Origin of the sequence: Lacihabitans soyangensis (genome assembly GCF_024343775.1) — a bacterium.
GTDB lineage: Bacteria > Bacteroidota > Bacteroidia > Cytophagales > Spirosomataceae > Leadbetterella > Leadbetterella soyangensis.
In genome coordinates, this window is record NZ_RJUF01000009.1 from 58,487 (window position 1) to 82,253 (window position 23,767).

The following is a 23,767-nucleotide window of genomic DNA, read 5'->3' on the forward strand; positions in this document are numbered from 1 at the left end:
ATCAATTATAAAGTTTAAATGTCATTTGCTGTTTGGCAGAACTTAATGTAAGTGTTTCGTTCGAAGTTTTGAAGTTGGTTGTCTCTGATAATCTTTTGAGATATTCCGTTTCAAACGCCGTTGCCGAAGGATTACCAGCAATTTCTGTCACACTAAGGTTATTAATTGCTAATTTGGAACCATCAATAATAAAATCGGCTTGGTAGAAGTTAATGGAGCTTTTGCCACTTAAAATTTGGCTACCTTTTTCGTTTTTTTCGGGTTTAAATTCTAAAACTACTTCATAGTTAATCTTCTGATTGTTTTCAAAAGAAACAAGTTTCCATTTCGCATAAATGCTGCTTTTGCTGGCTAATCCAGCGATATAATTATCATCTGGACTGATGGCATCGTCGCTTTTGCAACCATTGAGCATCAAAAAAAGTATCAAAACAAAATATCTCATATTTGAAATTTTAGATTTGAGTGGCGAGGCCCAAAGGACGCTCGCCATCAAATTATTACCCTTAAACCCCTTACGTTTATAGAGAGTCAAGAGGTGTTATTTTGGTTGCAATGGACAAAATATTTTTTCTTAGAATGAACTTTTTGTTTTTCATAATTGATTATATGATTAAATGTTCATATATTTGAATATTGAAGAAGGAAAATGAAAGAAACGATATTGTCGGGATGGAATTTTATGCGGTGGTTAAGGTTGTTTATGGGCGTCTACATCATCGTCACGAGCATTACAGGTAAAAACTACGTTTTTGCTATAATTGGTGGTTTGTTTGTTTTTCAAGCACTAACCAATACCGGTTGTGCGGCATGTGCCACGGTTCCAGCTTCAAAAGTTGACCAAAATGACACAGAAAGCATAGAATTTGAAGAAATAAAGGCCGAGAAAGGATGAAGAAGTTTTTCATACCCTTTTTCGGTTTTGCCATAGGTGCAATTAGTGGTAACTTGTATTGGCAACAGATTGGATGTTCATCGGGTACTTGCATCATTACTTCCAAGCCTCTTAATTCAACGATTTATGGGGCAGTTATGGGATATTTAGTTTTTGGATTAATTCAAGATTTAATAAAGAAAAGATGAAAAAAGTTAAAAATTTATTGTTCGTATTTATGATTGGGTTTGGATTGCTCAATTGTTCTGAGGCGAATTCACAAGTCAAAACCATGGATTTGGACGGGTTCGTAGCTAAAATAAAAGCAACTCCCAACGCCCAATTGATAGATGTTAGGACACCAGAGGAGTGGACCCAAGGCAAAATTGGCTCTTCAAAACTAATCAGTATAGCTGATCCCAAGTTTTTAGAGCAGGCCTCCAAATTAGACAAAAACAAACCAGTATTTGTTTACTGTGCAGTGGGAGGAAGAAGTTCGAAAGCCTCAAATATGCTTCAACAGGCTGGTTTTAAGCAAGTTTATAACCTTTCTGGAGCTGGGTATTCTGGTTTAGCGGCAAAAGGAGTAAAATAATGCAAGAGAAGTATAAATCATTACTAATGCCCTTGTTGGCTTCTATGACCCTTGGTTTGGCTCCATTTGTACCGGAGCCGCATGTATTAGGTAAAATCCGTTGGGTTTTGGGTGGAGCTAAAGGCATGCAAATAATGGATTGGGGCGATTTACTGATGCATGGAGCCCCTTGGATTTGGTTGATTTTTACGGCAGTTCATGTCTTTATTATCAAGAAAAAGTAATATTTAAAGGTTGAATAAAAGATAGGAAAAGGAAGACCGAGTTTGGTCTTCTTTTTTTGTTTTTAGCTAAAAATCTTGCCTTTTTAGAAGATTAATCACCCGTTTGAGCTATGAATTTAATTAATGCTATCATAAGTTTTATCTTTGCGTTACCTATGATAATATTTTAAAGACAAACATTTGAATAATAACCAACAGACGCAAACACCGAGGGTTTTTTACGAAATTTTTATCCGTTCTTTTTGTGATTCTAACAACGACGGCAAAGGTGACTTAAACGGAATCACCTCCAAACTTGACTATTTGCAATACCTTGGCGTGGAAGGTATTTGGATTACTCCTTTTTTTAGATCAAACTCTTATCACAAATACGATGTGATTGATTATAAGTCGGTTGATCCTGAGTGTGGCACTATGGGTGACTTTGAAAACTTTGTTAGAGAAGCACACAAGCGGAATATAAAAGTATTGATAGATTTTGTAATCAATCATACCAGCAGTCAACATTGGTGGTTTCAAGAGGCTAAAAAGGGGAAAGAAAATCCATACAGAAACTATTACAATTGGCTTTCCCCCGCCCAAATAAAAGCCAAAGGAATAGCAGAAAGAGAGGCAACTGCAGACAGTGCTGAGAAACAACCCTGGCATTGGGCTAAAAAAGGCGATGACGAGAAATATTACGGCATGTTTTGGAGCGAAATGCCCGACCTCAACATGGACAACCCAAAGGTCAGGGAAGAAATCTATGAAATTGGGCGATTTTGGTTGGAAAAAGGTGTTGATGGATTCAGGATGGATGCCGCAAAACATATTTATCCCGATTGGGAAGCTCATAAATGTCATGCTTTTTGGCAAGAGTTCAGACAAAGAATGGAAGCCATAAAATCGGATGTTTACATAGTAGGTGAGGTGTGGACTTCAGCAGAAAAAATTGCTCCGTTTTTTAGAGGTTTGAAGGCGAATTTTAATTTCGATTTGTGTTTTGCGATACAAGACATTGTAAAGTTGGGCAAAGATTCTAAAGACATTGTTTCGATGCTGATTTCGAATTACGAACTATTTTCGGCAGAGAATCCAGACTTTATAGATGCCACTATGCTCACTAACCATGACCAAAATCGTATAGGAAGTGTGGCTGATGGAAACAGTGACAAACTCAAAATGGCGGCCAATTTATTGTTTACACTTCCAGGAAATCCTTATCTCTACTATGGTGAAGAGTTAGGAATGAAAGGCAAAAAGCCTGATGAGAATATTAGGGAGGCATTTATTTGGAATAAACGTTCGGAAGATAATGACCGTACGAATTGGCGAAAACCAGTTTATAACACCGACTCCAAAACCTCTCCGCTAAAGCTTCAAATAGAAGATGAAAATTCGCTATTCAATCATTACAGAAAATTGATTTCATTGAGAAAATCCATTCCCGCTTTGGCTCAAATTAGCCCAACGAATCTTCAAAAGTCGAGTATTTCTAATAAAAAAGTTGTATCTTTCATCAGACCACATGAAGAGGGAGATGTGCTTGTTATTCAGAATATTACGAGTGAAAACGTGGAGGTTTTAGTGAGTGAAAAGATTGGAGATTTTATTTATTCAAAATTAGATTCTAGAATAAATGATGAAAAAGTCTCAATTAGTCCATATTCAATGTTGGTGTTTGAAATTCTAGATTAAAATTTTACACTAAATTGAACGTTTGCTCTAAATAGCATCTCTGCATCAAAATGAAATTAAAAATTGTTTTCATATTTGCCTTTGTAAATTATTCATGTTTTTCTTCTAATGATTCTGTTTATCCTATTCAAACAAATGACAAATTAGCATTTAAGTTAGACGGAGAAATTTGGCGACCCCGAGATAAGAACTATATTCTTTACGGTCTTCCTGTTAATACGGCGATAGTTGATTTTCCACTTAACCGGAATTGGGGATATATAGGAGGCGGAAATTATATAAATAGCCCATCAGAATATTTTTCGATTAATTTTAGAACAAACAGAAATGAAGTTCAATTAAATAATAAATACTTTATTAAAGATACCACTTTGAATGTTCTTAAAAATGTCACATTTTCCAAAGGATCTGATGTTTATAATGCAATTGACGGTTTTTTTAAACTTAAAGACACTTTGAATAGAGGATTCAAAGGGGATTTTGAATTTGTCTTGAAAAGCAAATCAAATAAAGAAATTAGAATTACAGAAGGAGTATTTAATTTTTAAAGACCTCAGAGTGGTTATCTTAATTTACTTATCCGTGAACATCAGTCTAATCTGTGCCGCAGCCGATGCTGTCATCTGTGTTCTAATTCAAAACTCATTACTTCAACTAAAATATTAATCGGTGAACATCAGTTTTGTCCGTGTCATCTGTGTTCTATCTCAACACGAGCTAAAAAATCACCTCTTCAACCTCAAATAAAAGAAATCATCTTTTTTCCATGCCACTCGTTTTTTGTCTTGTGCTGCCATGTAACTGATTAAGAAATTCACCTGTGCGTATTTACGGCTTGCCGACCATACAAATCCATTTTCTATTTGGTCAGAAGGTTTGTGGTAGTGAGCAGCTCGCCATTTTTTTACGTCTTCAGCCAAGTTTTTGTTAGAATTTATGTGTCCAAATTTCACGTGCAAGGCAGGGATGCCCGCCTTCACGAAACTATATTGATCACTTCTCACAAATCGCCCTTCTGTTGGCTCTGGGTCGGTTTCTATGCTCAGGTTTAATAGTTTAGCCGCTTTTTTAGTGATATCTTCCAAAGTGCTATGTTCAGCTCCAAGCGGTGCTATGGATTCCAATTGTGCCAAAAATGTCGGCATGTCGGTATTCACATCCACTACGATGTCTTTTTTTGGGACAGTAGGGTTGTTGGCAAAATATGCCGAACCTAGTAGACCCATTTCTTCTGCCGTACACATTAAAAACAACATGGTGCGTTTTGGTTTTGTGGGTAATTGGCTGTAAGTTCTAGCTATTTCTAAAGCAGCCGCAACGCCAGAAGCATTGTCATGAGCTCCGTTATAAATCGAGTCGCCTTCTATTGCTTTTCCGACACCCAAATGATCCAAATGAGCCGAATGAATAACGTATTCTTTCTTTAGTTTTTTGTCAGTTCCTTCAATTTTACCGATGACATTGTAACTTTCAATATCGCTATAAACAGACTCGTAATTACCTGATGCTGTTGTTTTTAGGTTTTGGCTTACATAATTTCCTTTTTCTAGGCCTTTCCAAATTTCTTCAAGATTCAGACCGTTCGCTTTCATTAGTTCTTTCAAAACATCCACAGTAATGCTACCTGCCACTTGGATATCTCCGCCCATATAGTTTGCAGAAGGAGTCAGTTTTCCATCGGGTTTTATGGAAATATTGCTTCCGCCTTGGATAGACAAATTGGCTCCAACTTTAAAACGAGCCGTATTGTTTTCATAATTGCAAAGCAATACGCCTATGGCTCCATGTTTAAGGGCATAGTCTTGGTAAGTGCTTGGATATTTGAGGTGTAGTTTCACATTGGCGGGTACGTTATCAGGTGATTTTTGTAAAACTACACAGATTTTGCCTTTGACGTCAATGTTCTTATAATCATTAAAACCCAGTTCAGGAGCGTCAATTCCTGAGCCAACAAAAACTAATGGTGCAATGAAATCAACCTTGGCTTTTTCGGGATTAGCATAAAACAAATAGTCTTCACCTAAAACTAGTTTTTTGCTTGTACCATCCGCTTGCGTGAAACTCAAACTGGTCTTTTCCTTTACCAATTTAGAATTTCTTAAGATAACTTTTTGGGTGTAGCCACCGTTTTCTCCTGCCGGTGTCAGACCCGTGCTTTTGTATTCTTTTATAACATAATCTACCGCCATTTGATAGCCTGGTTTGCCTGGTTTTCTACCCAAAAGGGCATCGCTCGCCAAATAAGCCACGTGGGCTTTTATTTTGTTGGTGTCAATAGTTTCGGTGAGATTTAAAACATCTGAAGGCACTTCTTGAGCGAAAGAGCCAATAGAGATTAAAAACAGTAAGAAACTTAATTTGTTGATTTTCATTTTGTTTTGAAGTTTACACATTTAACCAATAAGTCATTTTCAATATCAAAGCTCGGTTTTTAGGCGTCCATGGTTGTATGCCGAATCTCGGTATTTGCTCTGCAAAATAATTGTCGGTAAACACCAAAAATACATCACTAACTGGCTTAAATCTCCATTGCAAACGGCTATTGATATTGGTATTGTTGGTCTGAGAATTGTATTGAAAATACGTACTCAAAAACACCGATTTCGAAAACGACATTTCGGCTTTTGGCCCTAACAACCAGTATTTTACTGAATTATAGGGTTTCTGCATCTTTATATCTGTATAATAAACGTCCATTGCTAGTTTGCCATAAGGCTGTATTCTGTAGTTGAAGGTGGATTCTATGCCCAATATTTTTCCCTCGTTTATGGTTACGCTTCTAAAGTTATTACCACCATAAATCAAAAATTCCCCATATAGATTGTTTCTTTTGGATGTTTCAAGATTAAGGAATATATTCCGAGTTCTATAGACATCAACAGGCAGTTCAACTACATTCCTCGAAAAGTCAGGATTAGGATTTTCGGATGCATTTGTGATATCAAAAGGAAATTGTAGCCTAGTGAAGGCCATATAATAACCCGCTGAAACTTCTGTACCAATTGGGGTATTAATAAACAAAAATATTGGTGCCTCTGTATCTAGTCTTTTTCCATTTAAGTCAAAAACGTCACTTCCATCCATCCCAATACCAAACGAATTTATTTTTTTGGCAACCTTTTGGTTTTTTGGATTGAAAATCAACATAATTGGTCTAAAAACATTATATACGCCCGGTCTTGGTGTAAAACCCACCTCTGTGTTGTAATCTTTGCCAAGTCTGGCTACGCCGAAATTTATGTCCAGATTAGGATGATGATAACCAATATACTGGTTAATCATACTGGCGTCTTTCCCTGCTCCTGGGCTAAATGATTGATGGTAGGCTGTCTCGGTTTCGAGTCTATTGTCTGGCGAATAATAGTTAAATTCTAAGCCTGCCATGCGGTTGTATTTGTCGATACCTTCTGTACTTGAGGCTGGGAGATTTTTGAAAACATTCTCTTTGTTGACAATAATTCCACCTATGTACGACCTCGAAAACACCTTTCTTTGAACCACCCCAACCGAGAAATTGGTAGCGGGTGAAAATTCATTATCTGTGTGGTTAAGCTTGGCAGTTTGCATATTCATTACCCCAATTCTCCAGTTGTCATTGAGCTTTCCACTTAACCTTGCTCCTCCAATAATTGGCACCTGCTCTACCAAACCGGTAAATTTATTGCGAGTTAAACCAATTCTTCGAGAGAAAAACGGTCTAGAGGAAGGGAAACCGAAGGTGCCAAATAAGTCCGAGTTTTCAATAAAAAACTGCCTTTTCTCCGGGAAAAACAATTCGAAACGACTCAAATTGGTTTGTTGGGCATCAACCTCAACTTGTGAGAAATCGGGATTAACGGTTAGGTCAAGATTCAAAGAGGGAGTTATTGCTATTTTTGCATCTAATCCAGCCCCAAATTTGTTTGATGCAGTGGGTTTTGATGCCTCTAAATTTTCGTTTCTTGGAAAATCTTTCGAATAGTTGCTTGATAGATAGGGTATTAGCGATATATTGGCACCTGGTTTTGGAGGAGCATCATCCCATATCAACAATCCCGCAAATGCCAAATTTACCGGTTTGAAATTCCGAGGAACAGGAGACCATGTAGATGCTTCATTGGTTTTCATAAAAAACCTGCCAAAATTAATGGCCCACGTGTTACTTCCTTCTGATACCTTGTAGCGAAGTGTCGTAAATGGGATAGCCATTTCCAAAACCCAATGATCCTCATAATTTGTAACTTTGGAGTACCATTTGTTATCCCACGAAAAATCTACTTCTTCTCCAAGCGAAACCAAGCCTTCACGCTGAACATTAAGCGGGGAGACACCAAATTGCATACCATTTAGCTTGTCTTTAAATGGGTCGAATGATACTGAAAAAACATCGCTAGAGCCACTTTCAAAGTCTCTTTTGTAGGAATTTACTGTATATGTATTTTTAAGCTGCTCGGCTTCCAGACCAACATAAATAAATTTCTCATCAAACGTAATCCTTACAACACTTTTACTTTTTGCATATGCCGTGTCAAAAGGTTTATTCATGAAAAAGTCATTGGCGATTTCGGATACTTGCCATGCCGCTTCATCCAATTTTCCGTCCAATTTTATAGGAACAGTGGTTTTTTTGATATGAATTTCTTTATTGTTTTTTTGAGAAAATCCTATAGAAATATTTAAGAAAAGAGTACAGAATATCAGGAGTAGCGATGAACGCATAAAGCACATTTTATAGGTTTGATTAATGAAATCTTCTACAAATATGGTAGATTTATATTTTTATATGAAAAAGATTAGTGATAAATGGCAAAAAGGAAGAAAAAGTCTGCGATTTTAGATCAAAAGGAGCAGATTCACACATTTTTTAAAGAAAATACGGATAGAAATTATACCATGAACGACTTGTATAATTACCTAGACGTTTATGATAGCGAGGAGAAGATTTTCGTGAAGTTGATTTTGGAAGATTTGGTAGACGAGGGTAAAATAATGTCTGTTGGCGGGAGTAGATTTGTGATAAACAATGAGCCCAAAAAGGCCCACATAACGGGTAAAGTAGATTTCGTAAATCCGAAATTTGCTTTCATAAGATTTGACGAAAACGAGTCAGATATTTTTGTGAGTTCTGATGATTTGAATGGTGCTTTGGATGGTGATACCGTTTCGGTAAAAATTATTGGTCAACGTAAAAACGGCAAAAATCCTGAGGGTAGAGTAGTAGAAGTGCTCACGCGTGGAAGAGACGAGGTAGTGGGCAAAATAAAAGTTTTTGCCAATTATGCATTAGTAAGTCCTGATAATAAGGGTTTTCATGAAAGTGTTTTTGTGGCCAAAGACCAAATAAACGGTGCAGAAACCAATGATTTGGTAATTGTGAAAATCTTGAAATTCCCTGAAAATCATGTGCAAGCCTCAGGTTCTGTGGTCGAAATTCTTGGAAAAGCAGGCGATAACGATGCCGAAATGCATGCCATCATGGCGGAGTTTGGTTTGCCGATAAAATTCCCTGATGAAGTACACAACGAAGCGGAGGCGATTTCTGAAGTTATTACAGAGACTGAAATTAAAAAACGCAGAGATTTTCGAGAAACACTCACCTTTACCATTGACCCAGCCGATGCCAAAGATTTTGACGATGCCATCAGCTACAAGGTTTTGGAAAACGGAAATTATGAAATTGGCGTTCACATTGCCGATGTTTCGCACTATTTGCAGCCAAATACCAAACTAGAGGCGGAGGCCTACAGACGAGCTACTTCTGTTTATTTGGTAGATAGAACCATCCCGATGTTGCCTGAAAAACTCTCAAATAACCTTTGTTCGCTTCGTCCAAACGAAGACAAATTAGTTTTTTCAGCGGTTTTTGAGATGAATCATTCGGCTCAAGTAGTGGGCGAGTGGTTTGGAAGAGCAGTCATTCATTCCGACAGAAGATTTGCCTACGAAGAAGCTCAAGAAATTATAGAGGATACTGAAAATAAAGAACCAGTTTACGACCCTATTCTGAAAAATCTGAACCGTATGGCTTTGATTTTGAGGAAAGAACGCTTCAACAAAGGTGCCTTTAATTTCGAAACCAACGAGACAAAATTCAATCTGGACGAAAAAGGCCGACCGATAGGGGTTTTCCAAAAAGTACGTAAAGATGCCCACAAACTCATAGAGGAATTTATGCTTTTGGCCAACAAACACGTGGCTCAGTTTGTGTACAACATCGCCAAGAAAAAAGACAAAGAAGCCGAGGCTTACACCATGGTGTACCGTGTGCACGAACCACCGAATCCAACCAAAATGGAGACTTTTGCTAAGTTTGCCAATAAGCTGGGTTTTGTAGTTAAAACAGGTTCTACAGCGGCACTTTCAAAGTCATTGAACGGCTTGATGACCGAAATAGAAGGCTCGCCTGTGCAAAATGTGTTGGAGTCTTTGGCCGTAAGAACAATGAGCAAGGCCCGCTATTCTACCCAAAACTTGGGTCATTTTGGCTTGGCTTTTGACCATTACAGTCACTTTACTTCGCCTATAAGAAGATACCCCGATGTGATGGCTCACCGCATGTTGCAGCATTATCTCGATGGTGGTAAATCACTGCCAGCAGACGACTACGAAGACAAATGCAAGCACTCCTCAGACCAAGAGAAACTGGCGGCAGAGGCCGAAAGGGCATCCATTAAGTATAAACAGGTAGAATACATGAGCTACCAGTCTCGCTCAGATATTTTCAATGGAGTGGTAACAGGCGTGGCCGACTTTGGAATTTTTGTGGAAATAGAAAACACAGGATGCGAAGGCATGGTGCGTTTGGCCGATCTCACCGACGATTTCTACGAATACGATGCTGATAATTTCAGAGTGGTAGGTCGTCGAAAAGGCAAAATAATAGGTTTTGGAAACACCGTAAGGGTAAAAATAAAAGCCACAGACCTTGAAAAACGCTCAATGGATTTGGAGCTGATTTCAGTTGAAGGCAGCAGTTTCAAAGTTAAAGATTCGGGCAAAACTTTACCCTTTCCAAAGTCTAAAAAACCCAATCGTTCTAAGAGTGGTAGGGCAGATGGGAAGAGGACGAAGCGGAGGTAGGCTTATTAAAAATTTATGGTATGGAAGAATATATTAATGGTTTAAACAATTGGACTGTTGTTAAATACCTCGGGGGTATTTATGTAATTATTACCGCTGTATTAACTTATATTGGAAGCTTATTGAATAAGATAATTGTAAATAGAATTCAAAGGGATAGTGATTCTAAGTTTGAGGAGCTTAAAGGAGAGATTAGTCGAATTAACTCTTTAGAATCTAATTTTACGCAGCAATACGGTCAAGTTTTTCATAAGCTTTTGGAAACTAGAATACCTAAAATTGAAAAATATTGGGATTGTATTTTGGAAATAAAATCATCAATTCCTGATCCTGTTTTATTAAGTTATCAAATTTTAATTGATTCGGAATTAAATACGGAGACTTTAAATAGGTCTTCCATTGGTACCAAATTGTCTAAACTTCATGCATTAGAAGATTTAAAAAATCTTATTAGTCAAAAAAAAGAAATAGAAAAATTAAGACCATTTATTTCTGAGAAATTGTGGCTGCTTGGCAATGTTTATTCTGATTTTATCGGCAGATGCTCATATTTGTTAATAGATGGTTACAAAAAGGGGAAAATTGTTATCTGGAAATATGATACAGGGGTAAAACAAATATTACTAACTAGTTTGAGTGAGAAAGAGATAGGTCACATATTAAAAAATGAATTTCACACATTTGAAAATTTTCTTCAACTGTTAGAATATAAAATGTTAAATGAAGTTTCTAGGCTAATTTCTAATGAAGCATTAACTGAAGATGGTTTCAGGGGCATTGAGTTGTTTAATAGATTGTTAAATGCAAATCCTAAGGGTTTTTAGTTATTATTCTACAATATCTTATTTTTAGTTTGTATAGTATTAAGTACTTTGTATGAATTATTTTTGACAATAAAATTAAATAATATTTTTCGAGAGATTTGAAAAATCGCTCCACTTATTCATGAATTCATTCTACATAAAACTCCTCATCATGCCCACTGTGGTGGCATTGGTTACTGTTGTTAGCAAAAAATGGGGAAATAGTATTGGCGGTATTTTGGCGGGGTTGCCTTGGGTGGCTGGTCCTATTATTTTGTTTATCTCCCTCGAGCAAGGGCTTGATTTTGCCGTAAATTCCATCTCGGGCGTGATGGTGGGCATCATTGGTTGGTCTTTCTTTTGTGTGGTATATGTGCTGGTGGGCAAGCGGTACAATGCTCTCGTGAGCGTACTTTCTGGTTATGTGGCTTACACTTTGGTGGGCGTTTTGCTAAATCCTGCCATTGACTATCTCAATGTTTATCAGTGGTTTGCATTGAGTTTGTTGGTGCTTTTTCTGGGCCTTTTCTTTTTTCCTAAAGTACCTGTTCAGCATTCGTTTTCAGTGAAAAAGCTCAAATTTGAGATTCCTCTCCGTATGATTATCATCACACTTTTTGTTATCACCATTACCTTTTTGGCAGAGCGTTTAGGGCCAACTTGGAGCGGAATTCTTACGCCATTTCCGGTCATGACCACCGTTTTGGCCATTTTTACGCATTATACCCAAGGCATTTATCAGGTTCGAAAGGTGTACATGGGGCTTTTTACTGGCTCGTTGGGTTTTGCATTTTTCTTGTTTTTGCAAGCCGTGCTTATGCCAATTTATGGTGTCACAATGGCATTTGTGGTGGGTATTTTGGTAGATATCGTATTGACTATCGCCATGAAATTCGTTTTTTCGAAGTATAAATTGATTTGAAATTGGATCAATAATAGCAAATCTGAAATGACGGAATTATTCAGGTATTTCCAAAAATTTATGCCTTTAAACCCAGAAAGTTTAGCGGCATTGGAAAAGATTTGTTCGGTAGTTCACTTAAAAAAGGGTGATAATCTTCAATACTTCGGTCAGACTTGTAGAACCATTTATTTCATAAATTCTGGTGTTGCTCGTATTTATTATTACAAAGACGGCGTGGATATAACAGAATCGTTTTCGTTTGAAGGTGATATCATTGCCAGAGTAGAGAGTCTTTTTACTGGAAATCCTTCTCAAAAAGCCATTCAGGTGTTAGAGGATACCTGTTTTGTGGCCATAAATGCGGTACAACTTTTTGCTTTGTATGATTCGCATCCACAAATCGAGCGGCTTTTTCGACTAATTTTCGAAGCCGGATATGTTGAAACGGTCAAACGTATAGAAAGTATTCAGTTTCATACAGCTGAGGATCGCTATGAGGCGTTGCTTCTGAAACCCAATTTACTGCAAAGAATTCCGTTGAAACACATTGCTTCCTATTTGGGTATTACGCAGGTGAGTTTGAGTAGAATTCGTGCTATTCAAAGGTGATTATTTATCATTTGTTAAAGGATTCGATTTTGGTTTGTCGGTGATTTGTGGAAATATTTTACAAAATCATGGAGCAAAATTTCGACCGAAAAAATCATTGGGAAAATATTTATCAAACCAAAGAATTCAGTGCTGTAAGTTGGTATCAACCTATTCCCCAAACTTCATTGGATCTGATTTTGGGGGCGAATTTGGCCAAAGACGCCCGTATCATTGATATTGGCGGTGGAGATAGCTTTTTGGTCGATCATCTTTTGCAGCTCGGTTTTTTGGATGTTACCGTTTTGGACATTTCGTCAAAAGCGATAGAAAAGGCAAAAGTACGTTTGGGCGAAAATGCCTCAAAAGTAAAATGGCTTGTGGCGGATGCCTCCAACTTTGAATCGGACGAAAAATACGATTTTTGGCATGATAGGGCGGCTTTTCATTTTCTAAAAGATAAAAAAGAAGTTGAAAGCTATGTTAAAAAAGCAAGTCAATTGATAGCTAAAAATGGTACGCTGGCTATCGGAACTTTCTCAGAAAACGGACCATTAAAATGCAGTGGCATTGAAATCCAGCAATACTCAGAAACTTCTTTGAGTGAGGTATTTAGTCTATATTTCGACAAGCAAAAGTGTTTCACGGTAGATCATCAAACACCTTCTGGTAGCTTGCAGAATTTCGTTTTCTGTACTTTCGTGAGGAAATAAAAATGAGTGTCAAACCAGTGCTTTTTGACTCAATTGGTTTCTCCGAATTTCTTTCTTAGGGCATGCGTTTTTGTGAGTTTTCTGAACCGAAAATATAGAAAAACAGCAGAAACTGTCAGTCCGGCCAGAAGGCCTAACCAAATGCCAATGGACGCAAAACCGAACGTAAAACCCAGTAAATATCCCAGCGGTAAAGCAACCACCCAATAGGCCACAAATGTAATTATGGTGGGCAATTTTATGTCTGCCAATCCACGCAGAACACCCAAACCTACTACCTGAATGCCGTCTGAAAGCTGGAAAAAGGCCGCTATACTCAACAGCGGAAGGGCGATTTTGATAACTTCGAGGTCGTCGATGTACAGTTTAAGCAAGAATTGGTCGAAGGCCAAGATCAGCACACTGCACAAACTCATGAATAAAAACACCAAAAAATAGGCTGAAAAACCAGCCAATTTTATTCCTTTTATGCTCCTTTTTCCCCAAGCTTCGCCCACTCTGATACCTCCGGCAAACGAAAATCCTGTGGCCATCATGTAAGTAGACGATGCAATGTTTATCGCTATTTGGTGAGCAGCCAAGGCGGTTTCGCTTATCCAGCCCATCATGATAATCGCAGTAGAAAATGCGGCTATTTCGAAGAAAAACTGAAATCCTCCGGGAATACTTCTGAACAGAATTTCTTTGGTGAGGCTAAAGTTTACCTTCAAGTTCATTCTTCTGAAAACACCCAGGAAAGTGGTGCTATACCGCAAATACAAAAACAGTAAAACTAACATGACCAACCGTGTGAGAAAAGTGGAGATGGCTGCTCCGTCAAAGCCCAGTTTTGGGAATCCCCAGGCCCCATTTATCAAAACGTAGTTTCCAAATGCATTCACAAACAAGCCCATCGCAGTGATAACCATGGCCACTTTGGGTTTAGAAAGCCCATCGGCGAATTGTTTTAAGCCCAAAAACAAAAACAAGGGAATGTTAGAAGCCAAAATGTACAGCAAAAAGCTGGGTGCGGTTTGGTTGATTATACTGGATTGTTGGAATATCTCAAAATTGGAATATATCCAAACACCTACGCCCGAAAGAACTACGCAGAAAATGCCGGCCACACATAATGTACTTATAAACAACTCTTTTAGGGCTTTTTCGTCTTTTTCGGCGGCACATTTAGACACCATCGGTGCTACTACTGACATACCACCAATGGCCAAAGAAGCTATCAAATAGGCAATGGAATTGGCAATTCCGGCGGCTCCCAATTCAACTTTTCCAAGAAATCGCCCTACCATGATGTTGTCAGTTATGGCCATCATCACTACGCCCAGTTGTCCCACAATAATGGGTATGGCCAGTTTCAGCGTAAGTCTGATTTCTTTTTTGAGGTCTGTTGTAAACATTTGGCAAATTTCGGCATTAATATGCTTTGAAAACAAAAATGACCAGTAAAATACCGGTCATTTTATCATAAAATATATCTGTAAAATTCTTAAGCTCTTTTCAATTCAAAAATCGTGATTTCGGGTAAAATACCCACCCTTCCTGGGTAACCCAAGAAGCCAAAACCACGGTTTACATAAAGTTGCTGATCGTTTTCTTTGTACAAACCTGCCCATTCTTTGTAACGAAATTGTACCGGACTCCACTGAAAACCACCTATTTCTATGCCGTATTGCATACCGTGTGTGTGGCCCGCAAATGCTGCGTCTATGTCCGTTTTACCCAACACCTGGGCTCTCCAATGACTTGGGTCGTGTGATAGCAAAAGCTTATTGGTGTATTCCTCAGTACCAAGCAGTGCCTTTTTCAGGTCACCTTTTTTCTTAAAACCACCCATTCCCCAGTTTTGTATTCCTACTATACCCAGTTGCTCGCCACCAAGTTTGATGCTGCGGTTTTCGTCAAGAAGAATATCCCAGCCCATTTGTTTGTGGCCGGCTATCAGAGTTTCAAGGTTTTTAACCTTCTTTTCTTCGCTGTCCCAAGGTATATAATCGCCGTAGTCGTGGTTACCAAGTGTGGAATACACACCCAAAGGAGCTTTTACTTTTTTGAATACATCAAAATAATCGTTCAATTCTTTGGCCTCATTGTTTACCAAATCGCCGGTGAAAAATACCACGTCAGGTTTTTGTGCCAGTAGCATATCTACTCCGCCTTGCACGGCAGTTTTGTTATAAAAACTTCCTGAGTGAATATCTGAAAGTTGTGCAATCGTCATTCCTTCGAAGGATTTCGGAAGGTTTTTTAGGTACAAAGGCACTTTTTTAATGCGGTAGTCATGTGCACCAGAAATGATGCCGTAAGCCATAATTCCCAAATGAGCCCCGCCGACGGCCATGGCACCTTTCGCCAAAAACTCGCCCCTGGTTATTGAATTTCCGGGCTTTATTTTTCCTTTGAGCTTTAGGCCAATGTTGTTAAACATATTTACAATATCTCCAATCAGTAGAAAGGCGGCTCCCATTATTTTGGATATATAAATAATAAAAATCGAAGCCATTATCAAATTTCTGACCTTGGCACTCAAGTATTCGGGATACAAAATAATAACCAAAAAAGAAATCAAAAGCGAAATAACTGGAATGCTCCAGTAAATGATTTTTATCCATCTTCTTACCGAATCATTCAGACCTCTGATACCTACTTTTACAGCTTGAAAGAAGTAATAATCGATAGCGAGAAAAATCAAAATTACTACCCCTAAAAAAAATATTCTATTCATTATTTGTGAAAAAAAAAGCTGTCTTGAGCGGATATGACTTACCGACCAAGACAGCTTAAGGTATTGTTTATTAAGCCAATGCGGCTTTTACATTGTCGAAATTTGGTAAATCACCAGCACTCTCCAACACCTCGGCGTAAGCCAATGTTCCGTCTGCATTTACTACAAAAGCTGATCTTTTAGAAACGCCTTTCAAGCCTAAAACAAACTCTTCATAGATAGCACCATAAGCTGTGCTAGCGGTTTTGTTAAAGTCCGAAAGCAAAGGAAAAGGAAGTTTTTGGTCTTCTTTAAATTTGCCCAAAGTAAATGGAGAATCCACAGAAATAGCTAAGATTTCGGCATTCAATGAACTGTAAGTAGCTATGTCGTCACGCAATGAGCACAATTCGGTGGTACAAACACCAGTAAAAGCCATTGGGAAGAATAAAACCACTACTTTTTTGCCTTTGTAATCAGAAAGACTTACTGGAGTTTTTTCTGTTGAAATCAGAGTAAAATCTGGAGCTACGTCGCCTATTTTCAATGTCATAGTTTTTATTTTTTTGTATAAATGTTAAACTCAATTTTTAGAATAAAGGTTTGTTTTGGTGATTTTTTTTGGACAAAAGGCCTTTGTGAGATTTGAAAGGCTTTTTAGCTCAACATCAAGTTGCAGCCCCTGATGTCCGAATTGTCGAATCTACCCATAACCTTAAAGCCTTCATAGTCAGGCGTAAAGCTTCCAAGGTCTTTGGTTTCTATGAACGAACAAGAATCTATGTTGGCCAAATCCACCACATTTATGCCGCCTGTGCGGCCTCTGTATTTCACGTCTTGGTCGGGTTCACCTAAAGCAAAACTGGGCAAATAAGTAAAGGGATCGTTGATTTCTCGCAATAAAATCTTCATAGTTTTGGGCAAATAGAAAACGCCTTCGCTTTTGGAATAGCCCTGCGAAAGCAGCTCCGTCATGCCATATTCCGAATGAATGTCTTTTACGCCAAAGGCCGTAGTCAGTACCGAATGGAGTTCTTCACGCACCATTTCTTTTCTGCGGCCTTTCATTCCACCCGTTTCCATGATGATTATTTTATCTGAAAGAGCCTTTATTTTTTCTGCAAAAAACGCATTTTCTGCCAAGTCTAAAAGTCCAAAAGTAACACCTACCAGCAGGATTTTTCTGCCGTCTTTGGCGGCTTCGGTCATGTTTTCTATCATTTCGTCCAGATTATCCAGATAAAATCCGCCAAACTGACTGAAACTATGAAAAATAAAATTTTGAACCATATACACCAACGATGAGTTATTTCGTTCGAGATAGGAGGGAAGAAGGGCGAACACGTGGTAGTCGGTCAGGGGGCCATAAAATGCCTCGAAGGTATTGCGGCTCATTAGCTCGTAGAAAGGCAAGTCGCTCACCAAATGTCGGCTGGTGTTAGATGAGGTCGTTCCGCTACTTTCAAAAATCATTTGGGGTTCTATTTGACCTGAAATGACTTGATGATTTTTGAAAAACTCGATAGGCAAGAATGGAATTTTTTCGAGTCGGTCAATTTTTTTTATATCTTTATACAAAAACTTGACGTATGTGTTGTAGACTGGATTTTGGGCAAACTGAAACCTAAAAACCTCCAGAGCGAGTTTTTCGAATGAATATGGATTCTGATCGAGCTGTACCAAAGCTGCCTTGAGTTCGTCTCTGATGGTCATTTTTGTTTAAATGTCCTTTGTTTTAATTATTTTTACAAAAATAAGTTTTCTCACATGAGTAAGCAGCATTATAAAGGTTTAATATTTTTGTGTGTGGGTATTTTCTCTTTTAGTTCATGCTATAAAGAGCCTGATTTTTCTTTGTCGCCTGTCATAGAATTTGATTCTATTACTAAAGATATACGTCTGGATCAGTTTACGGGTGCCAAAAAAGACTCAATTATAGTTTCTGTAAAGTTTCAGGACGGAGACGGTGATTTGGGATTTAATGCGGAGGAAATTGGCAGCAAAGTGCCACAGACTGACTATAATTATGTGGTGAAATCTTTCAGAAAAATAAAGGGCGTTTTTACACAGTTTAATACGTTTGAAACACTTTCGGGATTTTATCCTAGACTCAAAACAGACGATAAAACAGGTCCAATTGAAGGAAAACTTCGATATAGAATAGAGATAGAAACGGCTTTTTGGCCTGTTAAAAGAGACACCGTTAAGTTTGAGGTATATATTAAAGACCGTGCAGGTAATCAAAGTAATACGGTAGAGACCACCCCGATCGTATTGAATCAGCTCTAGACTCTAATTTTTTGCAAAATTCCGCCAAGAATTATAATTTCTACGATATAATTTCTTGATTATTTGGTGATTGGGGTAGAGGTTTTTATCTTGATAAAAAATACCCGATCTTCATCATGAAAAAAATCTATTTAATTGGCCTTACTGTCCTCATTTTTGCTTGTAAAGTAAACAAAACTCCAGAAACAGACCACCAAAAAAAGGCCGATGAATTGGCCCATAAATACATAATGGTCGACGGTCATGTGGATTTGCCTTACAGACTGAAAGTTAAGAATTTTCAGATGCAAAAGGAATTCACCGGTATTCCGGTAGAAACCAAAGAAGGTGATTTTGATTATAAAAGAGCCAAAAAAGGAGGACTATCTGCCCCGTTTATGTCGATTTACATACCTGCAAGTTATGATACGCAAGGAGCTCAAAAATTGGCCGATTCTCTCATAACGATGGTAAATTACATAGCAACCGAAAAAAGCGACTACTTTGAAGTAGCCAAAACTCCCGCAGAAATTCGTGAAATATTCAAAAAGGGCAAAATAGCCCTCCCTATGGGTATGGAAAACGGCTCACCGATAGGCGAAGTGGCAGATGTGGCCAAATACAGGGCTAAAGGTATCAGTTATATTACCCTAAGCCATGGAAAAGACAACCGAATTTGTGACTCCAGTTACGACACCACCCACACTTGGAAAGGCCTCAGTCCTTTTGGCAAAGATGTAGTAAAAGCCATGGTGAAAGAAGGAGTTTTGGTGGATATATCACATGTGTCCGATGATACTTTTTATCAGGTGGTAGAAATGTCTCCTGTTCCGGTAATCGCTTCTCATTCGTCGTCGAGGAAATTTACCCCTGATTTTCAGCGGAATATGTCAGACGACATGATAACGAAATTGGGCAAAAATGGCGGGGTAATTATGATCAACTTCGGTTCAACATTCTTATCCAGCGAAGTGGCAGAATACAGAAAAAATCTACAAGCCGAAATCAAAAGTATTCTTGATAAAAAGGGTCTAAAAGCCCGTGACGAAGCCGCCGAACCCATCATAGATGAGTTTTTTGCAAAACATCCACTCGCATTTGCCGACGTTAAAAAAGTGGCAGACCATATAGACAACGTAGTGAAACTGGCTGGCATAGACCATGTAGGACTCGGTTCTGACTTTGATGGAGTCGGAAATAGCCTTCCAACCGGTCTGAAAGATGTAAGTGATTATCCAAACCTCTTGGCCGAACTTCTTAGACGCGGATATTCAGAATCTGATATTGAGAAAATTTGCTCTGGCAATATTTTTAGAGTTTGGGAGAAGGTGTTGGCCTATGCTGGTAAGTAAACCTCTTCAATCTTTCTTTTTCTTTTTTTTACTGGCCTGAGCCTTTGGGTTGTAGTCGAGACATTGTTCTATCCAGAAATCGAAATCGGCTTGGTTTCTTAGGCCGGTTTCATCTACTTGAACAAAGGCCTTCATGGGTCGGCCAGTAAACATCATTTCGAAGCAACCTAGTTTTTCTAAAAGTTCAGGTTTCAAATCTGGATCAACTCTGCACATGAGGTCATCTTTGATGATACCCACGCACATTTTATCATTCACCATAAAACACAAGCCACCCATCATGTGCTTTTCCTCTACATTATTGAGGTTTTGTAGGCTGGTGCGTATTCGGATGGCAAGGGATTGGGAGTAGGACATGGCAGTATAATATTAAAAGGCTCAAAAATACCTGAAAACCAGTAGTATAAAATCTTAAAAATACTGTCTAGACAGTATTTTATATCCTAGAATATCTTGTCAATTTTGCTTCAGATTTTAGAATAATATTTTGAATTTAGAATTATTATTTTGAAATTGAAAAGAAAAACCCGAAAAACCATTATAATCCATGGAAGCCACTAGAATCCTAATAGCTGACGACCATCACCTTGTTGCCGAAAGTTTGAGTATGCTTTTGGGTACGGTTGATGGCTTCGAGATAGTTGGCACAGTAAACAATGGTTGGCAGGCACTTTCTTTTGCTGAAAAAAATACAGTAGACATCGTTTTGGCGGATTATCACATGCCCTTGTTAAATGGCATAGAGATGACCATGCGTATGAAGGATACCTCACCAAAAACTAGGAGCATTATGCTGACCATGAGTGAGGAAGCCCAACATATAAAGGAAGCCTTGAAAGTGGGTATTTACGGCTATGTAATGAAAAGTGCCGAAAAGCCTGAGCTGATAAACGCCATAAGAACTGTAGCCAATGGCGAAAAGTATTTTAGCGAGCGAATAGTAAAAAAACTAGCCGAAATACCAGAGTTCGAAAGCCCAAATGGAAAAACCCGAGTTGAAGACATAAACCCACTCACCAAACGCGAAATAGAAATACTAAAACTAATAACCGAAGACCTCAGCAACATAGAAATAGGCGACCGACTGCACATTAGCAGCACAACAGTAGAAACACACCGACGCAATCTGATGAAGAAATTGGGGGTAAACAGTGCGATTGGATTGATGCGGTGGGGGTTGAGGAATGGGGTGGTGGAATAGATTAAATTTTCAAAAGAAATTATGAAATATAGAATAATATTATGTTTATTAATACTTTGCTATCAATCATTTTGTCAAACGAAAATTGATTCTTCAAATAGCAAAACAAAAAAAAACTATAAACTGGATTCCGTTAAATATAATTTCAATACAAATGAATTTGAAAACGTACCAACTAATTTGAAAGAGGGGGATAAAGTAAAGATTATTGTTACTAATGTTAATAGATTCTTGTATGAAGTAAAGCTTAATACCAAAAACAGGATTTTACAAAGTAATCCAAATTTCATTTTAGGGGGTATATTAACTAATCTTACGGAAATAACTAAAAACCTCCCAAGTGGAATTATTTGGTCATTTACTTTATTAAACGACGACTTTTGTAATAGACTAAGCAAACAGTTTGACAAACTAAGTTCAATTGAACAGGATTACTTTCAAAAATCATTAATTTCTATTAAGTCAAAAATTACTGAAAATGATTTAACTAAAATAGAGAGAATTGATGAAAATGTTTTAATTAATAACTTTGTCGAAATAAAAAAACTTGAAGACTCCATAAAAAAATACTCTGATAAAGATTGTGGAAAAGCAATAAAAGCAAAATTAGACGAAGCTAAATTTCAAGAAAAATTCCAAAATTATACAACCTTTTTTATTAACATTGATGAGGGTCTATTTAACTTCATTAGTCCACCTATTGAGGCAAAGGGTGATTTTTTAGAACTAGATATACAAATTACACCTAGAACTTTTGAAAATAAAACTCCTTTCATAATTCCTTTGGAAAATGATAGCATTAAAGTAGCAATCCCGATTAAGTCAAATAGGTGGAAACTAAGTTTTAGTACAGGATTTTTCATTACAGGAGTTAAAGACGATTCAAAATATGGTTATAAACCATATTCTATTGGAGATTCTTTGTCTTATTTTAAATTGGAAAAAGAAAATAATGGAGACTCTAAGTACAGCTTAGGTATAGCTTCAAAAGCTCATTTCATGAGGACTATAAATAAAAACACTAAAGCTGGTTTTTATCTAGGCCTAGGGTTACCTCTGCAGAAAAACCCAAACTTGTTTTTATCTTCAGGGGCTAGTATAGGTTTAGGGAAAAGAGAACAAATTTTATTCAATTTTGGATATATTGGTGGAAACGTCAAAATTCCATCTTCCAATCTGAATCAGGATTTTAAATTCTCAAAACGTGACATTCCCATCGAATATGTAGACAAACTTAAAATAGGGTTTGTATGTTCGATTACTTTTAATGTTTTTACCATTAAATAATTTTTTTTCAAAATAAATTTTATAAAACTATGACAACATTAAGAAACATTCCTGCATTGTTCAAAACTTACACCACTGCCGCAGCCGCGAAAATTTCGGATTTAAAGGATAACATTAAACAAAATAATAATTTTGAAGACAAGGACTTAGATAGAATAGTATTTGGTATAAGATCTTGTGTTTTTATCTCACAACATAGATATAAAAATGATATTAAAGTAGTAAAGTTTAAAAAAAAGTCAAACCCAAAGAGTTTCGGATTTTCTTTTCATAAAAGTATTTTTGTGGAATACGATAAAAAAAACTCTCAAGTATTAGTTTTTTTGGATGCCTTGTCTCCAGACAATTATGACAAAACCATTCTTTCAAAAATATCCGAGACAGAATATATGTCCTTTGCTCCTGATGAAATTTTTTCAGAGTATGATAATAATAGATTATATACCTACACAGACGACCATAGTATTTAAGTAATGAAACCGCAAACAGCCAAAAGTATTTTTCAATATCTGATAAATACTCCTATATTGGATAATGAACAATTCTTACATGCCTTTAACAGCGGGTCATTAAAAATTATTGAGATAGACAATGAAAATAGAAATACTAATTTTATAATTTCGCTTGAGAACATAAGTATATTGTTACTAAAACAAGTGAGCCAAAATAGTGAATCAAGAAAGAAATCTTTAATCAATGAGGCTAATTTTCATGAATTATTAATTGAAAATAATTTAGAAAGTACTTTTGTTTTTTTTGATAAAGTTAACTTTATAATAATTCATAAATTTTATAATAAATATAATTCCATAAAAGTTGAACTGTTTTCGAATTATGGCTCTAGTATTAAGTTCGCTAGAGATGCTGGAATAATTGTTCATAGTTTTCATGATCGGTTTTCTAAAATTAGAAAAAAAAATAAATATTTATCATATTATAAACCGTTGTTATTAGATATCAACACTAGAAATAACCTGATACTTAAACTCAACAAAATAGAGAACATAAACATTAGAAGTCTTACCGATTTCATTGAGAAGGAAGAGGAATTATTCGAAGAAATTTCGAAATTGTGGATTTGTGATACTATAATTCATCGTGATTTAAAGTTTGACAATTTTATTATTAATGAAAACGAAGATTTTAAACTTATTGACTGGGAATTGGCTGCCTTGGGTGATAGATATTGGGATATTGCGGGTTTTATTTATATTTTCATCAAAGAGAAATCAGGAAGCTTTTACACTGAACTGAATAAATATTTGTCTCTTACTAACCTGTTAGCTTATGCAAATGAATTTTTAAATATTTATAGAACGAGATTAGAAGTTAGTGAGGAAGTTTTTTTTAAGAAAGTTTTAGTTTTTTTTACCATTATGCTTATCGAAAATTACATCGCTGGAGTTGAAAATGATAAATGGGATGAACCCAAAATACATCTTGAATACCAAAGGGTATTGTACTTTAAAAGATTAATTGAAAATTTTAATAGTTCAGATTTTTCATATTCTTCTTTTTTATAGA

At 37.0% G+C, this 23,767-nt stretch carries 25 protein-coding genes; 17 read left to right on the top strand and 8 right to left on the bottom strand.

Features of this window, described 5'->3' with window-relative positions; all coding sequences use genetic code 11:
• Position 1 precedes the first annotated feature (1 nt).
• Positions 2-445: an META domain-containing protein gene (locus tag EGI31_RS05385; protein WP_255036149.1), complete on the bottom strand. Its 444-nt coding sequence runs from the start codon at positions 443-445 to the stop codon at positions 2-4.
• A 204-nt stretch (positions 446-649) separates the two neighbouring features.
• On the opposite strand from EGI31_RS05385, the gene EGI31_RS05390 reads away from it, so the two are divergent.
• The 6 genes from EGI31_RS05390 (at position 650) to EGI31_RS05415 (ending at position 3,918) form a co-directional block, all read left to right on the top strand.
• Positions 650-895 carry a hypothetical protein gene (locus EGI31_RS05390; protein ID WP_255036150.1) on the top strand — a complete coding sequence of 82 codons (246 nt, stop codon included), beginning with the start codon at positions 650-652 and terminating at the stop codon, positions 893-895.
• Entirely contained in the window at positions 892-1,083 is a 192-nt protein-coding gene (locus tag EGI31_RS05395) for a DUF6132 family protein (RefSeq protein WP_255036151.1), read from the top strand. Before EGI31_RS05390 ends, EGI31_RS05395 begins: the two co-directional genes overlap by 4 nt.
• Positions 1,080-1,469 (top strand): rhodanese-like domain-containing protein, encoded by a 390-nt coding sequence (locus tag EGI31_RS05400; RefSeq protein ID WP_255036152.1) that lies wholly within the window; start codon positions 1,080-1,082, stop codon positions 1,467-1,469. The genes EGI31_RS05395 and EGI31_RS05400 overlap by 4 nt, the downstream gene beginning before the upstream one ends.
• Positions 1,469-1,693: a hypothetical protein gene (locus tag EGI31_RS05405; protein WP_255036153.1), complete on the top strand. Its 225-nt coding sequence runs from the start codon at positions 1,469-1,471 to the stop codon at positions 1,691-1,693. The genes EGI31_RS05400 and EGI31_RS05405 overlap by 1 nt, the downstream gene beginning before the upstream one ends.
• A gap of 180 nt (positions 1,694-1,873) precedes the next feature.
• Positions 1,874-3,370, top strand: a complete 1,497-nt coding sequence (locus tag EGI31_RS05410) for an alpha-amylase family glycosyl hydrolase (RefSeq protein WP_255036154.1) — start codon at positions 1,874-1,876, stop codon at positions 3,368-3,370.
• Between the two features lie 50 nt (positions 3,371-3,420).
• Entirely contained in the window at positions 3,421-3,918 is a 498-nt protein-coding gene (locus EGI31_RS05415; protein WP_255036155.1) for a hypothetical protein, read from the top strand.
• Between the two features lie 177 nt (positions 3,919-4,095).
• Here EGI31_RS05415 and EGI31_RS05420 read toward each other — a convergent pair whose 3' ends face one another.
• On the bottom strand, positions 4,096-5,742 hold the full coding sequence (locus EGI31_RS05420; protein WP_255036156.1) for a M20/M25/M40 family metallo-hydrolase: 1,647 nt from the start codon (positions 5,740-5,742) through the stop codon (positions 4,096-4,098).
• A gap of 13 nt (positions 5,743-5,755) precedes the next feature.
• A complete protein-coding gene (locus EGI31_RS05425; protein ID WP_255036157.1) occupies positions 5,756-8,068 on the bottom strand; it encodes a DUF5916 domain-containing protein in 2,313 nt (770 codons plus the stop codon).
• 84 nt (positions 8,069-8,152) lie between these two features.
• Here EGI31_RS05425 and rnr point away from each other — a divergent pair, with 84 nt between their 5' ends.
• The 5 genes from rnr to EGI31_RS05450 all read left to right on the top strand — a co-directional run bounded on the left by rnr (position 8,153) and on the right by EGI31_RS05450 (position 13,437).
• On the top strand, positions 8,153-10,429 hold the full coding sequence (gene rnr / locus EGI31_RS05430; RefSeq protein ID WP_255036158.1) for a ribonuclease R: 2,277 nt from the start codon (positions 8,153-8,155) through the stop codon (positions 10,427-10,429).
• A 20-nt stretch (positions 10,430-10,449) separates the two neighbouring features.
• A complete protein-coding gene (locus EGI31_RS05435; RefSeq protein WP_255036159.1) occupies positions 10,450-11,253 on the top strand; it encodes a hypothetical protein in 804 nt (267 codons plus the stop codon).
• A gap of 121 nt (positions 11,254-11,374) precedes the next feature.
• On the top strand, positions 11,375-12,154 hold the full coding sequence (locus tag EGI31_RS05440) for a hypothetical protein (protein WP_255036160.1): 780 nt from the start codon (positions 11,375-11,377) through the stop codon (positions 12,152-12,154).
• A 27-nt stretch (positions 12,155-12,181) separates the two neighbouring features.
• The gene (locus tag EGI31_RS05445) at positions 12,182-12,745 is read left to right on the top strand and encodes a Crp/Fnr family transcriptional regulator (RefSeq protein WP_255036161.1); all 564 of its coding nucleotides are present in this window, start codon (positions 12,182-12,184) and stop codon (positions 12,743-12,745) included.
• 68 nt (positions 12,746-12,813) lie between these two features.
• Entirely contained in the window at positions 12,814-13,437 is a 624-nt protein-coding gene (locus tag EGI31_RS05450) for a class I SAM-dependent methyltransferase (protein ID WP_255036162.1), read from the top strand.
• Positions 13,438-13,466: 29 nt separating this feature from the next.
• On the opposite strand, the gene EGI31_RS05455 is transcribed toward EGI31_RS05450, so the two are convergent.
• From EGI31_RS05455 to EGI31_RS05470, 4 genes are all read right to left on the bottom strand, one after another.
• Positions 13,467-14,831, bottom strand: coding sequence for an MATE family efflux transporter (locus EGI31_RS05455; protein ID WP_255036163.1), 1,365 nt, complete (start codon positions 14,829-14,831; stop codon positions 13,467-13,469).
• An 89-nt stretch (positions 14,832-14,920) separates the two neighbouring features.
• Complete coding sequence (locus tag EGI31_RS05460; RefSeq protein WP_255036164.1) at positions 14,921-16,156, bottom strand: metallophosphoesterase; 1,236 nt, start codon at positions 16,154-16,156, stop codon at positions 14,921-14,923.
• 70 nt (positions 16,157-16,226) lie between these two features.
• Positions 16,227-16,688 carry a redoxin domain-containing protein gene (locus EGI31_RS05465; RefSeq protein WP_255036165.1) on the bottom strand — a complete coding sequence of 154 codons (462 nt, stop codon included), beginning with the start codon at positions 16,686-16,688 and terminating at the stop codon, positions 16,227-16,229.
• A gap of 104 nt (positions 16,689-16,792) precedes the next feature.
• Positions 16,793-17,848: an acyl transferase gene (locus EGI31_RS05470; protein WP_255036166.1), complete on the bottom strand. Its 1,056-nt coding sequence runs from the start codon at positions 17,846-17,848 to the stop codon at positions 16,793-16,795.
• 54 nt (positions 17,849-17,902) lie between these two features.
• On the opposite strand from EGI31_RS05470, the gene EGI31_RS05475 reads away from it, so the two are divergent.
• Positions 17,903-18,424 (top strand): hypothetical protein, encoded by a 522-nt coding sequence (locus tag EGI31_RS05475; protein ID WP_255036167.1) that lies wholly within the window; start codon positions 17,903-17,905, stop codon positions 18,422-18,424.
• A gap of 116 nt (positions 18,425-18,540) precedes the next feature.
• A complete protein-coding gene (locus EGI31_RS05480) occupies positions 18,541-19,755 on the top strand; it encodes a dipeptidase (RefSeq protein ID WP_255036168.1) in 1,215 nt (404 codons plus the stop codon).
• 6 nt (positions 19,756-19,761) lie between these two features.
• Here the strand turns inward: EGI31_RS05480 and EGI31_RS05485 are convergent, their stop codons facing one another.
• Complete coding sequence (locus EGI31_RS05485) at positions 19,762-20,112, bottom strand: TfoX/Sxy family protein (protein ID WP_255036169.1); 351 nt, start codon at positions 20,110-20,112, stop codon at positions 19,762-19,764.
• Between the two features lie 190 nt (positions 20,113-20,302).
• On the opposite strand from EGI31_RS05485, the gene EGI31_RS05490 reads away from it, so the two are divergent.
• Genes EGI31_RS05490 through EGI31_RS05505 form a run of 4 tightly spaced genes read left to right on the top strand, consistent with a single transcriptional unit; the run spans position 20,303 to position 23,766 of the window.
• Positions 20,303-20,956 (top strand): response regulator, encoded by a 654-nt coding sequence (locus tag EGI31_RS05490; RefSeq protein WP_255036170.1) that lies wholly within the window; start codon positions 20,303-20,305, stop codon positions 20,954-20,956.
• Positions 20,957-20,977: 21 nt separating this feature from the next.
• The gene (locus EGI31_RS05495) at positions 20,978-22,243 is read left to right on the top strand and encodes a hypothetical protein (RefSeq protein WP_255036171.1); all 1,266 of its coding nucleotides are present in this window, start codon (positions 20,978-20,980) and stop codon (positions 22,241-22,243) included.
• Between the two features lie 29 nt (positions 22,244-22,272).
• On the top strand, positions 22,273-22,713 hold the full coding sequence (locus EGI31_RS05500) for a hypothetical protein (protein ID WP_255036172.1): 441 nt from the start codon (positions 22,273-22,275) through the stop codon (positions 22,711-22,713).
• A gap of 3 nt (positions 22,714-22,716) precedes the next feature.
• The gene (locus EGI31_RS05505) at positions 22,717-23,766 is read left to right on the top strand and encodes a phosphotransferase family protein (RefSeq protein ID WP_255036173.1); all 1,050 of its coding nucleotides are present in this window, start codon (positions 22,717-22,719) and stop codon (positions 23,764-23,766) included.
• Position 23,767 lies beyond the last annotated feature (1 nt).

What these genes read in the sequence shown, in the direction of transcription:
- EGI31_RS05385 (WP_255036149.1), bottom strand. Translation starts at nt 445, where the DNA reads ATGAGATATTTTGTTTTGATACTTTTTTTGATGCTCAATGGTTGCAAA.
- EGI31_RS05390 (WP_255036150.1), top strand. Translation starts at nt 650, where the DNA reads ATGAAAGAAACGATATTGTCGGGATGGAATTTTATGCGGTGGTTAAGG.
- EGI31_RS05395 (WP_255036151.1), top strand. Translation starts at nt 892, where the DNA reads ATGAAGAAGTTTTTCATACCCTTTTTCGGTTTTGCCATAGGTGCAATT.
- EGI31_RS05400 (WP_255036152.1), top strand. Translation starts at nt 1,080, where the DNA reads ATGAAAAAAGTTAAAAATTTATTGTTCGTATTTATGATTGGGTTTGGA.
- EGI31_RS05405 (WP_255036153.1), top strand. Translation starts at nt 1,469, where the DNA reads ATGCAAGAGAAGTATAAATCATTACTAATGCCCTTGTTGGCTTCTATG.
- EGI31_RS05415 (WP_255036155.1), top strand. Translation starts at nt 3,421, where the DNA reads ATGAAATTAAAAATTGTTTTCATATTTGCCTTTGTAAATTATTCATGT.
- EGI31_RS05420 (WP_255036156.1), bottom strand. Translation starts at nt 5,742, where the DNA reads ATGAAAATCAACAAATTAAGTTTCTTACTGTTTTTAATCTCTATTGGC.
- EGI31_RS05425 (WP_255036157.1), bottom strand. Translation starts at nt 8,068, where the DNA reads ATGCGTTCATCGCTACTCCTGATATTCTGTACTCTTTTCTTAAATATT.
- rnr (WP_255036158.1), top strand. Translation starts at nt 8,153, where the DNA reads ATGGCAAAAAGGAAGAAAAAGTCTGCGATTTTAGATCAAAAGGAGCAG.
- EGI31_RS05435 (WP_255036159.1), top strand. Translation starts at nt 10,450, where the DNA reads ATGGAAGAATATATTAATGGTTTAAACAATTGGACTGTTGTTAAATAC.
- EGI31_RS05440 (WP_255036160.1), top strand. Translation starts at nt 11,375, where the DNA reads ATGAATTCATTCTACATAAAACTCCTCATCATGCCCACTGTGGTGGCA.
- EGI31_RS05445 (WP_255036161.1), top strand. Translation starts at nt 12,182, where the DNA reads ATGACGGAATTATTCAGGTATTTCCAAAAATTTATGCCTTTAAACCCA.
- EGI31_RS05450 (WP_255036162.1), top strand. Translation starts at nt 12,814, where the DNA reads ATGGAGCAAAATTTCGACCGAAAAAATCATTGGGAAAATATTTATCAA.
- EGI31_RS05455 (WP_255036163.1), bottom strand. Translation starts at nt 14,831, where the DNA reads ATGTTTACAACAGACCTCAAAAAAGAAATCAGACTTACGCTGAAACTG.
- EGI31_RS05460 (WP_255036164.1), bottom strand. Translation starts at nt 16,156, where the DNA reads ATGAATAGAATATTTTTTTTAGGGGTAGTAATTTTGATTTTTCTCGCT.
- EGI31_RS05465 (WP_255036165.1), bottom strand. Translation starts at nt 16,688, where the DNA reads ATGACATTGAAAATAGGCGACGTAGCTCCAGATTTTACTCTGATTTCA.
- EGI31_RS05470 (WP_255036166.1), bottom strand. Translation starts at nt 17,848, where the DNA reads ATGACCATCAGAGACGAACTCAAGGCAGCTTTGGTACAGCTCGATCAG.
- EGI31_RS05475 (WP_255036167.1), top strand. Translation starts at nt 17,903, where the DNA reads ATGAGTAAGCAGCATTATAAAGGTTTAATATTTTTGTGTGTGGGTATT.
- EGI31_RS05480 (WP_255036168.1), top strand. Translation starts at nt 18,541, where the DNA reads ATGAAAAAAATCTATTTAATTGGCCTTACTGTCCTCATTTTTGCTTGT.
- EGI31_RS05485 (WP_255036169.1), bottom strand. Translation starts at nt 20,112, where the DNA reads ATGTCCTACTCCCAATCCCTTGCCATCCGAATACGCACCAGCCTACAA.
- EGI31_RS05490 (WP_255036170.1), top strand. Translation starts at nt 20,303, where the DNA reads ATGGAAGCCACTAGAATCCTAATAGCTGACGACCATCACCTTGTTGCC.
- EGI31_RS05495 (WP_255036171.1), top strand. Translation starts at nt 20,978, where the DNA reads ATGAAATATAGAATAATATTATGTTTATTAATACTTTGCTATCAATCA.
- EGI31_RS05500 (WP_255036172.1), top strand. Translation starts at nt 22,273, where the DNA reads ATGACAACATTAAGAAACATTCCTGCATTGTTCAAAACTTACACCACT.
- EGI31_RS05505 (WP_255036173.1), top strand. Translation starts at nt 22,717, where the DNA reads ATGAAACCGCAAACAGCCAAAAGTATTTTTCAATATCTGATAAATACT.